Here is a 16239-nt window from a genome sequence, read left to right as displayed (position 1 = left end):
ATAACATTTTCTAATATTTTAAAGTAAAAATAAAAAGGGATGTTCTGCTGAACACCCCTTTATAATATATTTGTGTCATATTATTTCGCTGTACTGTCTATAATTACTTCTGCCTGATTTGCCATTGCTTTTGCAATCGCCTCATCCCAAGCTTTACGTTTCGCCGCCAGGTCAAACTTTTCATTTAAGAATTGATCAAGAGCTTCCACCAAAGATTTGGAGGTTGCTTCAGCGGTTGGAGTAACCGTAGGGGCCACTTCTGAAGCTTTGTTAAAGAATTCATTCAATGCACTTAATAAATCCGCTTCAGAAATCAGAGACATCTCAGGATGATCTGAAAAATAATTCTCTAATAGCGGAGCATCTTCAGGACGGGTTACAATTACCGTACATGCCGCAAATTTACGGCTACCGTCTAAGTTGGTTGCATCAATTTCAGCAAATAAATAAGTTAAGCCGATATTTTTTGCTATAACGCGTCCGCCTGTACTGACAGATGCAATTGAAGAATTATAACTGGAAAATCTTGCAACCTCTGTGGTGTTACTGGGTTTTAAAATTACTCTTAACTGGTCGGAATTGTCTAAGCCTAATATAATTCTTGACCGGGTCATTTTAACACTGAAGGCCGGAGGGCCTACTGTAACATCACAGGTTAAAGGTGTTTGATTTTCACCATCTTCAATCGTTGCAGTGATCGTAGTAAAACCTACATTGTTGGCAACAATAGTACCATCATTATTGACAGAAGCAATTTCCGTATTAGCGGACTTGAAGCTAACCTTAGCATTTTCACTTACATTATAAACTCTTAATGTAAATGATTTTCCCTTTACTAGGGGGATGCTCTTTAGGTTCAGTCTGTAATCCTCTTTTTTCTCCTTTTCAATACTGGATGCATATGCTTTATTAACACCGAATTGGGTTAATGGTATGAAGGCGGTAAAGAAAAGAAGTAAGCCAAGGAATATTAAGCCCTTGATTGAAAATATCTTTTTCATGGCACTTCCTCCGAGATTTGGAAACTACTTATGTCACATCCTATTTATCATAATAAAACTATAGCATTGGTTTTTGTCAGAAAAGTGTCATATTGTAAAAAAATATATAAATATCCATACTTTTTCTTATTATAAGTATTCCTTTTCTGGGTTTTTCTAATAATTATTAAATTTTTCTACTTGTTTTACAGTTATCTTATCTATATAATATATACTATAAATATTAAATTATTATTAATTAATGAATTGGGGTACCAATTCATCTAAAATCATGTTTAAACAGGCATTATAGACATGCAAGTCACATAGGAAGAAGATGGGAAAAGAACTTTGAAGGAGGATTTTGATTATGCAGCATATATTAATTGCTGATGACAATCAGGATATTACGGACATATTATCTACCTACTCAAGGATGGAAGGCTTTGAACCTGTGATTGCCAGTGATGGGGAAGAAGCGATAAAGATGTTTACCCAGTATAATCCTGAAGTTGTATTGTTGGATGTGATGATGCCGAAAGAAGATGGGTATGAGGTTTGCAGAAAAATCAGAAGTAAATCGAACGTACCGGTTATTTTAATAACAGCCCGTGGAGAAGATTTTGACAAGATCATGGGACTTGATATCGGTGCAGATGATTATATTGTCAAACCCTTCAGCCCCAGAGAAGTAATGGCAAGAGTACGGGCAGTCATGAGACGAATGACAAAAGCATCCAAAGAAGCTTCCTCAGAGAATGTAATAAGTGTCGGTAATTTGGATATTAATCTGGATGAATATACTTTACATATCGGAGGTACTAAGATATCTCTGACAAAAAAGGAAATCGAAACAATGTGGACACTGGCCAGTAATCCAAATAAAGTATTTACAAGGGACAATTTACTAGACAGTCTATGGGGATTTGATTATTTCGGAGACAGTAGAACCGTTGATTCGCACATAAAACGACTCAGAGCGAAGTTGGATGTTGAAGAGCATCCGTCCTGGACGATTAAGACAATCTGGGGTGTTGGCTATAAGTTTGAGGTTGTAGAAAAGTAGTAGAGTAACGCTTTACCTAACGGTAGGCATCAATAATTTATAATTTTTATAACTATTTAATCAGGGAATTTTGATGAAATCCATAGTCATGGAAGTATTATCCCTGCCTGGTAATAAGCTGAGTAAGTGTGTACCTTATCATTGCATCAATGCGTAAAATGCAAATAAATGATTGGTATGACATAAGCAGGACCCTTAATGGCAGAATGGTACTTCCATGTAATTTTATATGGAAATGATTTTCCCCGCTTAATTTATCTTGCTTGTTTCAGGCAGAATAGAGGTAGCTATGGCAAAAGAAAATAAAGTACGTATTTATAACCGTCTGTTTTTTAAACTGTATTTGAATTATGCAGTGATGTTATTAGTGACGGCAGTTTTAATCGGTTTGATTTTCATGAAGCTGTATGAAGATACTACTATGAGAAATCATAAGGAGCAGTTAGAGGAACAGGCAGAACGATTTTCTGCCAAAGCAACGGAATACATTATCACCAGACAATACGACGATTTTTTAGAGGATACGAATATTTTATATGAAATGACGGACTTGGATATCTGGACAATACCCAATCCGACGGCTTCAAAACCGATGGATGAGAGTATGATAACCAATACCTATAAGGAAATGATTGATACGGGTTATGTAGACATCATCAATAGGGCTTTTAGTAAAAGTAATGATCTTAGTAAACTTTCAAAAATCGGTGATGATGAAATATATGGTGTGCCTATGATTACGGTTGCCCGTCCGGTTTATGGAGAGAACCTGGAAATCGTAGGTGCGGTCTTACTGAAATTGATGGTGGAGGGGCAGAAGAAGGTAGTAGCTGACAGTATGACATTGATTGTGTTCAGTAGTGTTGTTGCCTTAGCGATATCCTTTGTAATCGTCATCGTATTCGCTACCGAGTTGTCCTTGCCAATCTCAAGAATGAGAGTAACAGCCCTAGAATTGGCCTCGGGGGACTATAACAGTAAGACAGGGATTAAACGAAATGATGAAATAGGTGACCTGGCAAAAACAGTTGATATCTTATCTGAGAAATTATTGGAAAATGATATTCAACGAAAGAATTTGGATCAAATGAGGCTGGATTTCTTTGCTAATGTGTCCCATGAGCTGAGAACGCCGATCACAGTTATGAGGGCCTATACTGAGACCCTGGTAGACGGAGTGGTAAAAGAAGAAGATAAACTTGTACAGTATTATGACAGGATGCTATCCGAATGTAAGACGATGGAGCGTCTGGTAGGAGATCTTTTACTGTTATCCAAGATGCAAAATCCGGATTTTGCCATTGAGAAGGAACCGGTAAATCTGGTACAGGTTTTTGATGATATCATCCGCAGCGCCGGAACGATTGCAGAAAAGAAAAAAATAAATATTAAGGTGACTAAAGAAAGTCCTGCTTATATGATACTGGGAGATTATGATCGTCTCAGACAGATGTTTATGGTAATCCTTGATAATGCGATAAAATTTTCTGATGAAAATAAAACAGTACACATAAATTTATCAAAGACGGACAAAATAAAAGTATCAATTCGTGATGAAGGAATCGGAATTGATGAGTCAGAGATAAGTAATATATTTGAAAAGTTTTATAAATCAAACCTTCGGCAAAATGCCGGCGGTTCCGGTTTGGGACTTGCGATTGCAAAACAGATTGCTCAAAAGCATGGAAGCAATATTGAGGTAAGTTCTGCTCCGGGTGAAGGTACTGAATTTAGTTTTATCTTCTCAGCTTATGAGATGGACTTCTAGTTACTGCTCACTCCCCAGTCAAAGTAGAGGATATTATTTCGACAATGGATTCCGACACGGAGCCGATCTCGCTTAGTTGTATTACGTAGCAGTACATAAGGTTCTAAAATACAGAACCTAAGTACTGACGAATGCAAATACACCTTTTCGGAATCATTTATCGAAATCATTGTGCCCAATTATTATGTGAGAGTGAACAGTAATGACTTCTAGGATATACCATACAGATTATAGGATAAATACCTTGAAAATTCACATATGATAGGTTATAATAAATTTAGAAATAGTCCTGAGATGTGCGACACTCCTGTTATTTTGAACCTACATGATGTAATACGGGATTCCTACATCTATAAGTGGATGTCAGGCCGCCGTTTGCAGCGGAAGGCAGAAGCTTATGTGCGGTTACCCACCTAGCTTAGCTAGGAGTCAAAATACAGGAAACGGCATTTCGGGTATAATATTTTTACTAAAGAGGAAGGCGGCTTCGGCCGCTTTTTTTATTATGTAGGAAATTTCTCCGAATTTCCTACATAATAAAAACCTTCCAGGTAGGATGCACACTCGCGCGTAAGGAATTTTGTCGGTTTTACCGATCGCGCTCGGCGCGAGAGTTTGCCAAGGCAAACTCTTTGTTCTGCCTTAATTACCCAATATCAAAGATTTTTCTTGTTTTTTCTTAACAGGATAACTATAATGAGCATTAAGAAAGTACATATTTCATTCATAAATGATACGTAAAAAACAGATTCATAAGTATCTAAGACGATAAAAACACCATCAAAATAAATTTATATCTAAAATTGATATAGGATGGGTAGAATTGGTGTTATACTTAATATAATGAATTGCAAATTATAGAACGAAATAAATATTGTTTTTCTAAGATATAAGTAGGAGGCAGGCTATGAAGGACGGGTTTATTAGGGTTGCTGCCGCAACTCCCGTAATTAAAGTGGCAGATTGTGACTATAATGCTACAAAGATCATGGAGTTAATTCAGATAGCACAGGACCAAGGGGTTAAGTTGATCGTATTTCCCGAACTCTGTGTTACCGGTTATACCTGTGGGGATTTATTTTTACAGGATACGTTACTGCGAAGTGCCCTAAAGCAGGTGGAACGTATTAAAGTGTTTAGCGAAGGCAAGGAACCGGTGATCGTGGTGGGATTTCCGTATTATTACAAAGGAAAGCTCTATAACACAGCGGCAGTCATTCAAGGAGGAAGGGTGCTTGGCTTGGTGCCTAAGATGAGTATTCCTAATTATACGGAGTTTTACGAGGCAAGACATTTTACCTCGGGAATGAAAGATCCGGTATTAGTGGAATTCTTAGGGCAGGAAGTTTATTTCGGATCAAGGCTTTTATTTCAGTGTAAAGATATGCCGGAGTTTATATTGGGAGTTGAAATCTGCGAAGATCTTTGGATTCCATTATCACCGGGCATTTCTCATTGTGTTGCCGGAGCTACGTTGATTGCGAATCTTTCTGCCAGTGATGAATTAACCGGTAAGGATGATTTTCGCAGAGCATTGGTGAAAAGCCAGTCTGCCAGATTAGTCTGCGGCTATATCTATTCCGATGCCGGTGAAGGTGAATCGACTACGGATCTGGTCTTTGCAGGGCATAATCTGATAGCGGAAAACGGAATTATCCTGAAGGAGTCCGTACCCTTTGAAAACGGTATGATTCTTACGGAACTGGATCTTATTAAGCTTCGAAATGAACGCAGGCGTATGAATACCTATCTGGGTCAAGACACCGCGAAGCATGTACAGGTTTCATTTTCCTTTCTTGAGGATGCTAAAGATTATGAATTACCGTTACTTGAATTAACCAGATATATTGATCCTGCACCGTTCGTTCCCTCTGATCTTTCAAACAGGGAAAAGAGGTGTCGGGATATTATACAGATACAGGCCAGAGGCTTAAAAACCAGAATCGAAAACGTCGGAGCCAAACATGTGGTACTGGGAATATCGGGAGGACTTGATTCTACTCTGGCACTCTTGGTTACCCAGAAGGCTTTTGAAATGCTGGGATTAGATAAAAAGGGAATCATAACGGTTACGATGCCTTGCTTTGGAACAACCGACCGTACTTATCGGAATTCGATTGCCTTAACACAATGTATCGGAACAACGTTACTTGAAATTCCCATAGGGGAGGCGGTCGAATTACATTTTCGGGATATCGGTCACGATCTCAATCAACATGATCTCACCTATGAAAACTCTCAAGCAAGAGAGCGGACCCAGGTTCTGATGGATATTGCAGGAAAATACAATGGTTTTGTTGTAGGTACCGGGGATATGTCAGAACTAGCCTTAGGATGGGCTACTTATAACGGAGATCATATGTCTATGTATGGTGTGAACGCATCGGTTCCTAAAACCCTGGTACGTTTTTTGGTGGAGTACTTTGGAAAGATTTCCGATAATCAAAAATTAAAGGAAGTCTTAACGGATATCTTGAGTACCCCGGTAAGCCCTGAGCTTCTTCCGCCAAAGGACGGAGAGATTATGCAAAAAACAGAGGATATCGTGGGACCCTATGAGCTTCATGATTTCTTTCTTTATTATATTTTACGTTTCGGTTTTGAACCGAGGAAGGTATACCGCTTAGCAAAAATTGCATTTGCAGGTACCTATGGGGATGAAGTAATATTAAAATGGTTAAAGGTATTTTACCGCCGATTCTTTTCTCAACAGTATAAGCGCTCTTGTCTTCCGGATGGACCGAAGGTGGGTAGTGTCTCTGTGTCTCCACGAGGAGATTTGCGGATGCCTAGTGATGCATCTGCAGCTATGTGGTTAAAGGAATTGGAGGAACTATAATAGTCAATGATAGAAATTATAATAGCTAGATAAAGTAATAGATGTGATAATGAGGTTAAGAAAAAAAGATAAAGAGATAAAAATAAATAATCAAGTAAAAATATAGAAAAATTAAATTATGACAAGATATGAAGTTGAGACAAAAGACAAATTGATAATGGAGGTTTAATATGGCACTTAGGATAATTACGGATTCGGCATCCGACACCCCCAAATGGGTGATAGAAAAATACAATCTTCATGTAATACCAACACCGGTTGTTATTGATGAGAAGGATTACTTTGACGGTAGTACCATCTTTCCTGAGGAATTTTATGATATTTTACGCAGCGGTAAAGATATTAAAACCTATCATATCAACTCACAGATGTTTTATGATAATTTCCTTCCTTATGCTAAGGCAAAGGATGAAGTGATTTATATCTGCTTTTCCACTGGAATAGCAGGTACATATAATGCAGCTAACATAGCTAAGACGGAGTTATTAGAAGAATATCCAGATTTTGATTTAACCATTATTGATTCGAAGTGTGCATCCCTAGGCTTTGGTCTGGCTACCTATTATGCTTTAATGATGCAAAAGAATGGAGCTTCCAAGCAGGAGATTATTGACGGTATTCATTGGCACTGTGAGCATATGGAGCATATTTTTACTGTGAACACTCTGGAGTATCTTTTAAAAGGTGGAAGACTTAGTAAGACATCGGCAATTGCAGGAAGTTTACTGGATATTAAGCCGATTATACAGGTGAATGATGTCGGAGCATTAGAATCAATAGAAAAGGTTCGGGGAAGGCAAAAATCATTAAAACGACTGATAGAAATCGTAGGTGAACGGGGAAAAAACCTTGAGAAACAGACCATTGGAATTGCCCATGGTGATGATGCGAAAACTATGGAGATTATGAAGGAACAGCTAAGTAATACCTATGGGTGTAGATCCTATCTGGATAATTATGTGGGATGTGCCATCGGAGCCCATACGGGTCCCGGTATTATAGGTATGATATTTATGAATGAAACATCCCCCTATGAGAAGTATCTTACGGATTAAAACATGCAACGTTTCCGACCATAAAAGAATTAATTAAGAAGTGCAGATTTGACTATGAATTGTTAATTTGGAGATGGCCGAACATTACGGTAAGTACACAAATTTAGTTTTCATATAAATATGTGCCTAAGCGATTGAGGATGCTGTAAAGCTCATTACGGAGGTAGTAAGCTTTACAGCATCCCCTGAAAGGTGCTATGTAAGTATTAAGGTGTCGGCGTTGCTGTGGCACTGGCTTTATCAAGCACAGTTTTAATGGCTTCAACCAGTAGCGTCTGGGTATATCGGCTGTCCTCGGAAAGCTTTACTTGGTCAATCGGAACGTCATTGTATAATTGCAGGGCAATTTCTTCTAAGGCGGGCTGTACGAGGGGATACATTGTGGTTACGGTTTCGTCCATGTTAATTAACTGTACGGAATTAATATGGTCCTTATCCAGTACAACCTCCAAATTAATTGCAGCATCTTTTAATTCAATGGAGGAGGTCCATTTCCCCGGTGTGTATAGATTGCCGGAAGTTGGCGCACTCTCATTCTTATCCGGCCAGAACATGGAGATTAGGAGTAGGATCAAAAGAATACCTAATGCTACAAAGATTACCGTATATATAATTTCTTTTAATTGGATAACGACTATTTTTGTCTTTGCCATATCTATCCTCCGAGCATGATTTGCTTCTTTGTCTTAATCTTATTATATATTATTAAACACGTGAATAATTTATGCAAATTAATTCCAATGATGGAGGGATATTTTATGTCCTTACAATTGTTTCTTGGAAGTGCCGGGTCAGGCAAATCCTATCAGTTATACCGTGAAGTGATTGAACAATCAAAAATAAACACAGAGACAAACTATCTAGTTATTGTACCGGAACAGTTTACCCTGCAGACGCAGAAGGATATCGTAGCCATGCATCCGGACCACGGAGTCATGAATGTGGATATCTTAAGTTTTTTGCGCTTTGCATACAGGATTTTTGATGAAATTGGGGGAGAGGAATACCCGATTTTAGAGGATACCGGTAAAAGCATGGTGATTCGTAAAGTAGTAGCAGAGAAAAAGAAAGACTTGGTTTTATTTGGTTCCAATGTACATAAGTTGGGATTTATTAATGAGCTTAAGTCCTTACTGTCTGAGTTTTATCAATATAATATCGGACCTGAGGATTTTGATAAATTGATGGAAATATCGGAGAAAAAAACGTTATTAAAAGCGAAGCTTCATGATATCCTTACAATCTATGAGGGTTTTAAGACTTATATGAAGGAACGCTATATTACCGCTGAGGAAGTTCTGGTGGTCTTAAATAAGGTAATCGACCGTTCTGAGTGGCTGAGAAACAGTGTGATCTGCTTGGATGGTTTTACCGGCTTTACCCCATGTCAATATAAACTTCTGGAGAAAATGATGGCATATGCGAAGAAGGTGATGGTGACAGTTACCATCGATCCAAGAGAAACTTTGGAAGGAAAAGCTTTGGAGCATCAGATATTTAGCCTTAGTAAAAAGACGATTACCAAGTTGTATCATATTGCTAAGGAAAATGATATCCCTATCGAATATCCGGTTTATGCAGATGCAAGAAGTGATAGTAAGGTACCTTATCGGTTCCTAAGGTCTCCTGCCCTGGCATCCTTAGAGCATAATTTATTCCGTTATCCTTATGAAAGCTATGAGGATGAGCAGGATGAGATCAGTATTCATGCAACGAAAGATACGGAGATGGAGGTTTCTTATGTGATCAGAGAGATTAAAACCCTGATCAGGGAAAAAGGATACCGTTATCAGGATATCGCTGTGGTGACCGGGGATATAGAGACCTATGGACGAATCGCAAAACGAATGTTTTTACAGGCAGGAATGCCATGCTTTATAGATTATAAAAAGAAGATACTCGGTAATCCGTTTGCAGAACTTTTACGTTCCTCGATTGCAATTGTAGCGGAGGATTACAGCTATGAAAGTGTGTTCCGTTATCTTAGAACCGGATTATCGGAACTTATAGAAGAAGAGATTGATTTATTGGAAAACTATATCCTAGCTACAGGTATTCGGGGAAGTAAACGATACCTAGAGAACTTTTCCAGAGCTTACCGGAGTAAAGAACCAATTGACCTGGAACGTATCAATGCCATCAGAGCAAAGCTAGTTAAAGAAATCCAGCCCCTTTATGAGGTTTTGAAAGACAGGGATTTAACCTGTAAGGATTATACCACTGCTTTATATGAGTTAGGAATTCGACTTGATATAGAACGAAAGCTTCTGGTATACAGAGAAGAATTCAACAATACGAATCAGCCTTTATTAGCGAAGGAATACGAACAGATATATCGCATTGTTATTGAGCTGTATGATCAGATTGTTCTACTGCTGGGTTCTGAGCATCTGACCCTCAAAGAATTTGGGGAGATTATAGAAACCGGTCTTGTGGAGGCAACGGTAGGTTTAATTCCTCCCGGAGTGGATGAAATCGTTGTCGGTGATACCCAAAGAACCAGATTGAAGGATATCAAGGTACTGTTTTTTATCGGTGTTAATGAAGGAATGATACCAAAGGCCATCGGAAGCGGAGGCATTTTATCCGACAGTGAAAGAGAACTATTATGTAGTCACGAGATAGAATTAGCACCAACCAAGAGACAACAGGCCTTTACAGAACAGTTTTATATCTATCTGAATATGACGAAACCAAAGGACAGGCTATACATAACGTATCATAAGGTGAACGGAGAAGGAAAATCCGTTAATCCATCCTTTTTGATCGGTAAACTAAAATCTTTGTTTCCTAAGATTAAGATTATAAATGAAGATGAGACGAAGGAAGATTTGGAGTATATTTTAAGGGATGACGGTATCTCCTACCTGGCCCATGGATTACGAGAAGATCATGGGAATAAGGTTTCTGATTTATGGAAAGAATTATTTCTTTATTACCGCCAAGGGGAGGAAACCAACCGCATGCTTCATAAGCTGATGCAGGGAGCGTTTTATATCAATAAAGAAAACGGAATCTCTAAGGAGGCAGCCAGATTATTGTATGGTGAGGAGTTAAAGGGAAGCGTAACAAGACTGGAGCGATATGCCGGTTGTGCTTTTGCTCATTTTATGACCTATGGTTTGTCTTTGGAGGAAAGACGGGAATATAAGTTGGCTGTTCCGGACATCGGTAATATATTTCATAATGCGATTGATGCATTCTCAAAGCGGATTAGCTTGAGTGAATATACCTGGCATACAATACCGGAAGAAGTTCGTACTGCGTGGGCAATTGAGAGTGTGGCAAAGGCCGTAGAGGATTATGAGAACAGCTTCTTAAAAAGTAACAAACGAAATGAATATATCATTAAAAGAATTGAACGGATTACCATTCGTACCTTATGGGCTCTGTGTAACCAGATCAAACAGGGAGCATTTGAACCGATGGCTTATGAGATGGCATTTTATCACATCCCCGACCCGATTATGGCTCTTACCGGACGTATTGATCGATTGGATCTATATGAGGAAGACGATAAGGTCTATGTTCGGGTGATTGATTACAAATCCGGCAATACCACCTTTGATATCGGAAGCGTATATTACGGACTTCAGCAGCAATTAGCTGTGTACCTTAGTGCAGCTATAGAATATCTGAAGAAGAAGTATCAGGACAAGGAGATTGTTCCTTCCGGTATCTTCTATTATCATATTGATGATCCGATCGTGGCGAAATCGGAACAGGCAGAGGATGAGATATTTAAAAGCCTTAAGATGAACGGACTAATCAATGAAGATAAGCAGATTATCGGTTTAATGGATCAAAAGCTGGCAGGACCCGATGGGGGCTTACGGGCTAGCGTAAAATCGGACATTATCCAAGTCGAGACCAATAAGGAAGGGGAGCTTAATAAGCGCTCTGCTACGGTTAAGAAGGAACAGCTATCTTCCTTAGCCTCCTATGTAAATCAAAAATTGGTGGAGGATGGGAAGCAGATCCTTGAGGGGGACACCAGGTTAAATCCCTATCGCATGGGTAACCGCACTGCCTGTGATTACTGTGAGTATAAAAGTGCCTGCGGTTTTGATTTAAGATTGCCAGGACATGCATACCGAAATCTTGAAAAGAAATCTGTGGAGGAAATCAAAGCAGAAATCTGGGGAGATGAGCAATAACATAATATCTTGTAGAATTAGTTTAGCGAAGGACAGATTTGTTAAAAGCTCTTTTGTAATATGCAAGCATTAGGTTGAGCAAAACCGGTCATTGTATGGTATATCTTACATGCATATAAAGGGAATATAAAAATAATAGAATGATTATATACTTAAGTTGGTTAACACAATAAGTAAATGGACTGGTTATTCTATACATACTAGGTAGGATTTCATGTGTTTTGATAAATTGCAAAGGTGATATAAAATTGAAACATACATGAAAAATAACATGTAATATTTATTATGATACAGATATTATACACAGATAGAAGGGAAGCTGGTGGATCTATGGCTTGGACTAAGGCACAACAGAAAGTAATCGATACAAGGAACAAGAATTTATTGGTTTCGGCAGCAGCCGGCTCAGGAAAGACGGCTGTATTAGTGGAACGTATCATTACGATGATATCAGAGGGAGATGCGCCTATGGACATAGATCGTCTTCTAGTTGTAACCTTTACCAATGCTGCGGCAGCCCAGATGAGAGACCGAATTGGAAAAGCCCTTGACAAAAAGCTTCTTGAGGAACCGGACAATGAACATCTGCAAAAGCAGCTTTCCCTGCTTCAAAGTGCACAAATCACTACAATACATAGCTTTTGTCTCAATGTTATTCGTAATTATTTTCACCGGATTGATCTTGACCCTTCTTTTAAAATTGCAGAAGAATCGGAAATCACCCTTATGAAAGGGGATGTAATATCCAGCGTATTGGAGCGTTGGTACGAAGAGGGAAGAGAGGATTTTCATGAGTTTATCGAAAGTTATTCTCATTCAAAATCCGATGCGCCGGTGGAAGAGCTTATTCTTATGCTCTATCAATTTGCTATGAGTGATCCTTGGCCGAAGGAATGGCTTCAAGATAAACTAAGGATGTTTGAGGTGGATTCCTTAGAGGATATGAATGCTTCGACTTGGATTCAGGAGTTGCTAGCGAATGTTGTAGTTTTAATTGGCGATCTACAAAAGATTAATGCTAAGGCGATTGAAGTATGTAATGGTCCCGGTGGACCGTTGGCTTATAATACCGCTTTGGTTGCTGACCGGGAGTTACTGGAGAAGCTAAAAAAAGCAAGCTCATTTCAGGATTATTATACGCTGATGCAGGATATCACCTATGCCAGATTATCCGGCAAGAAAGAGGATGGAGTTTATCCATGGCTGAAGGACAAGGTCAAGGCATTAAGGGAAGAGGTAAAAAAGGGTATCAAGGATCTGGCCGGTCAATATTTCTTCCAGTCACCCGAGGAGATGTTAAAGGATCTGCAGGCTGTCCGCCCGGTAATGCAGGTTTTGTTTGAACTCACTCAGGATTTTATGGAGGAGTTTGCGAAGAAAAAGGACGAGAAGAATCTGATTGATTTTAATGATTTGGAGCATTTTGCCTTAAAGATTCTGGTTGAAGAGAAGGAGAACACCAAAGTTCCTTCCCTTGCGGCTTTAGAGATATCCGAACAATTTGAAGAGATTATGATTGATGAATACCAGGATAGTAATCTGGTACAGGAGACAATACTAAAAGCTATCTCCAGAGAGCATCTTGGCATTGCAAACCGTTTTATGGTGGGGGATGTAAAACAAAGCATCTATAAATTTCGTCTTGCCATGCCGGAGATTTTCCTTAATAAATATAAGTGCTATTCAACAGAGGATATACTGCCGTCAGGAGAAGTGAATCCAAATCAAAGAATTGATTTAGACAAGAACTTTCGAAGCCGGAGGGTAGTTCTTGATTGTGTTAATGTGATATTTGAACAGATTATGACGGAGGCAGTCGGTGATATTACTTATGATACAGCGGCTTCCTTAAAATACGGTGAACTTTTCGAAGAATTGTTAGCGAATGCAGAGAATAAGTCTCTAATTGTGCATGAAAATATTAGTACAAAGGTTTTCGAAGAAACTGTTGTGGAGAAATCTGACACGGAAAAATTTAATAAGGAAGAATCTGATACAGAGGAAACTCATACAGAACAATCAGATGCAGAGAAATATGATTATATCGACCGTATCTCTAATCATGTAGAACTTATACTGGTGACGGAAGAGGAACGAAAAGCAAGTAAAGAGCAGGAAGGTAATCCATCGGGAATGGAACATTCGATCGATTATGAAAGCGATAGTGTCATGGAAGAGGAAGATGCGGAGGCGATCGTCTATACAAAGAAGGAATTGGAAGCTAGGGCAATTGCAAAAAGAATTAAGGAACTGGTGGATCCGGAGAACGGTCTGCAGCTTTTTGATCGGGATTCGCTTACGCATTATAAAGCCACCTATAAGGATATTGTAATATTGCTAAGAAGTATGTCAGGATGGTCTGAAATATTAGTGAATACCCTAATGCAGGAGGGAATACCTGCCTATGCGGATACGGGTACGGGTTATTTTCAAACCATTGAGATTATGACAGTACTCAACATGCTGCGGATAATTGATAATCCCAGACAGGATATTCCTCTGACAGGCGTCTTATATTCGCCCATCGTCGGTCTAACAACGACACAGCTTGCCATGATCAGGGCATCCCATCGAATTGGCAGTATGTATACAGCGGTGAATGCTTATGTCAGGGAGGGTAGTGACGTAGAACTTTGTGAGAAACTGGAAGAGTTTATAACTCAGCTAGGCAGCTTTCGGAGGATGGTAAAATATATTCCAATTCATGAGCTGATTTTAGAGGTCTTAGAAAAGACCGGATATTATTATTATGTCTTAGCAATGCCCGGAGGGGATAGGCGTAAGGCAAATATTGATATGCTGGTATCCCAAGCGGTTCGTTTTGAAAAAGGTAGCTATACAGGCCTGTTTCACTTTATCCGTTACATGGAGAAGCTTCACAAATACGAAGTTGATTTTGGTGAAGCGTCAACCTCGGGGGAGCAGGACAACACAGTAAGGATAATGAGTATTCATAAAAGTAAGGGACTTGAATTTCCCGTTGTATTTGTTGCAGGCTTAAGTAAACAGTTTAATACCCAGGATTTAAGAAATCAAATTGTTCTTCATTCGGAGTATGGAGTTGGGCCGGAGTATATAGATAGTAAAAACAGAACGAAAATTCCAACCTTACTTAAAAAAGTAATTCAAAAGAAGGTTCAGATTGAGAATATGGGGGAAGAGCTTAGAGTTTTCTATGTTGCTATGACCCGGGCGAAAGAAAAGCTGATTATGACAGGATATCTAAAGTCAAGAGACGAGCTGGTGAAAAAGGACTTTAGTTTTTATGAAATCATGTCCTCCAAATCTTATCTGGATCTGATCCTACCTGCGATTATGAATAAGCTGTCAGGATTAACGGATCAGTTGGGTCAGAGCGGTTGTTGTCAGATCGACGATTTTATAATTCGTATCCTACATAAGGATGAATTTCTACAGGAAGAATTGATTAAGCAGGTTTTTCTTAGTAAGGATGAAGAAGAATTAAATAGCTTAAACCCCGAGCAGGTATATAATACAGATATTCGAGAAGAAATTAAAACAAGATTTAACTTTATATATCCTTACAAAAATGCAGCCTCATTGCGGGTGAAGATGACGGTCTCCGAACTAAAGAAACTGGGGCAGTTTCTTGATGAGGAGCAAAGTGAAAACCTCTATCTGGAGTTAAACAAAGATAATTCAAATGGGATAACTCCCTTCCTCAGTGATGAGGGAGCAGTGGTTTCTACTTCCCCGGAAGCTGATAGTTCTGAGGAAGTAATCTCCGAATTGGTTGAACCGGAATTGGAGGCTACCATCCCTGAGTTTTTAAAAGACCAAGAGACAGTAACCTCCGGAACGGATCGAGGTACGCTTTATCATAAGGTGCTTGAGCTTATGGATCTTAATGATATTAGAAGTAAGGAAGAACTGAGCTTGCAATTAAATGATATGGTAAAGAGAAAACAATTAAAAACAGAGGAAGTTAAAAAGTTAAAACAAGATTATATATTTAAGTTTATCCAGAGCGATGTGGCTGAAAGAATGCGTATTGCACAGGCTAAGGGTAAGCTGTATAAAGAAAAGCAGTTTGTAATGGGTATCCCTGCAGATGAAATACAAAAGGATCTGGATAGTAATGAATTGATCTTAATACAGGGTATCATAGACGTATTCTTTGAAGAAGAGGATGGTCTTGTACTGCTTGATTACAAATCCGATCGACTGGATGAGGAATCTCTTTTTGTAAAACGTTATCAAGTCCAGCTTCAGTATTACCGTAAAGCTTTAGAGCAGATTCTCAAGAAAAAAGTAAAAGAGATGATTATCTATTCCCTCTATCTTGGCAAGGAAATTCGAATAGATTAAGGTAATTTGGTTAAACTCTAGAAAAGTGACAAATTTATCTTAATA

General features: G+C 38.8%; 8 protein-coding genes and 1 other RNA gene. 7 read left to right on the top strand and 2 right to left on the bottom strand.

All coding sequences use genetic code 11. The features are described from left to right. Positions 1-80: 80 nt before the first annotated feature. Positions 81-1001, bottom strand: a complete 921-nt coding sequence (locus I5677_RS11710) for an Ig-like domain-containing protein (protein WP_197661810.1) — start codon at positions 999-1001, stop codon at positions 81-83. Positions 1002-1350: 349 nt separating this feature from the next. Between I5677_RS11710 and I5677_RS11705 the strand changes: the two genes are divergently transcribed. The 5 genes from I5677_RS11705 (at position 1351) to I5677_RS11685 (ending at position 7708) form a co-directional block, all read left to right on the top strand. Further along, positions 1351-2046, top strand: coding sequence for a response regulator transcription factor (locus I5677_RS11705; protein ID WP_197661809.1), 696 nt, complete (start codon positions 1351-1353; stop codon positions 2044-2046). 289 nt (positions 2047-2335) lie between these two features. Continuing rightward, positions 2336-3814 carry a sensor histidine kinase gene (locus I5677_RS11700; protein WP_197661808.1) on the top strand — a complete coding sequence of 493 codons (1479 nt, stop codon included), beginning with the start codon at positions 2336-2338 and terminating at the stop codon, positions 3812-3814. A 283-nt stretch (positions 3815-4097) separates the two neighbouring features. Further along, positions 4098-4276: non-coding RNA, 6S RNA (gene ssrS / locus I5677_RS11695), on the top strand. Between the two features lie 445 nt (positions 4277-4721). Further along, entirely contained in the window at positions 4722-6653 is a 1932-nt protein-coding gene (locus tag I5677_RS11690; RefSeq protein WP_197661807.1) for an NAD(+) synthase, read from the top strand. Between the two features lie 170 nt (positions 6654-6823). Next, on the top strand, positions 6824-7708 hold the full coding sequence (locus I5677_RS11685) for a DegV family protein (RefSeq protein WP_197661806.1): 885 nt from the start codon (positions 6824-6826) through the stop codon (positions 7706-7708). Positions 7709-7914: 206 nt separating this feature from the next. Here the strand turns inward: I5677_RS11685 and I5677_RS11680 are convergent, their stop codons facing one another. Beyond that, positions 7915-8361 (bottom strand): hypothetical protein, encoded by a 447-nt coding sequence (locus I5677_RS11680; protein WP_197661805.1) that lies wholly within the window; start codon positions 8359-8361, stop codon positions 7915-7917. Positions 8362-8466: 105 nt separating this feature from the next. Between I5677_RS11680 and addB the strand changes: the two genes are divergently transcribed. Both addB and I5677_RS11670 read left to right on the top strand, forming a co-directional pair. Continuing rightward, positions 8467-11865, top strand: a complete 3399-nt coding sequence (addB, locus tag I5677_RS11675; RefSeq protein ID WP_197661804.1) for a helicase-exonuclease AddAB subunit AddB — start codon at positions 8467-8469, stop codon at positions 11863-11865. Between the two features lie 285 nt (positions 11866-12150). Further along, a complete protein-coding gene (locus I5677_RS11670) occupies positions 12151-16194 on the top strand; it encodes a UvrD-helicase domain-containing protein (RefSeq protein WP_197661803.1) in 4044 nt (1347 codons plus the stop codon). Positions 16195-16239: the final 45 nt, after the last annotated feature.

The sequence above is a fragment of the Mobilitalea sibirica genome, from assembly GCF_015999265.1.
In the GTDB taxonomy this organism is placed as follows: domain Bacteria; phylum Bacillota; class Clostridia; order Lachnospirales; family Lachnospiraceae; genus Mobilitalea; species Mobilitalea sibirica.
This window is presented reverse-complemented; position numbering and strand designations above follow the sequence as displayed.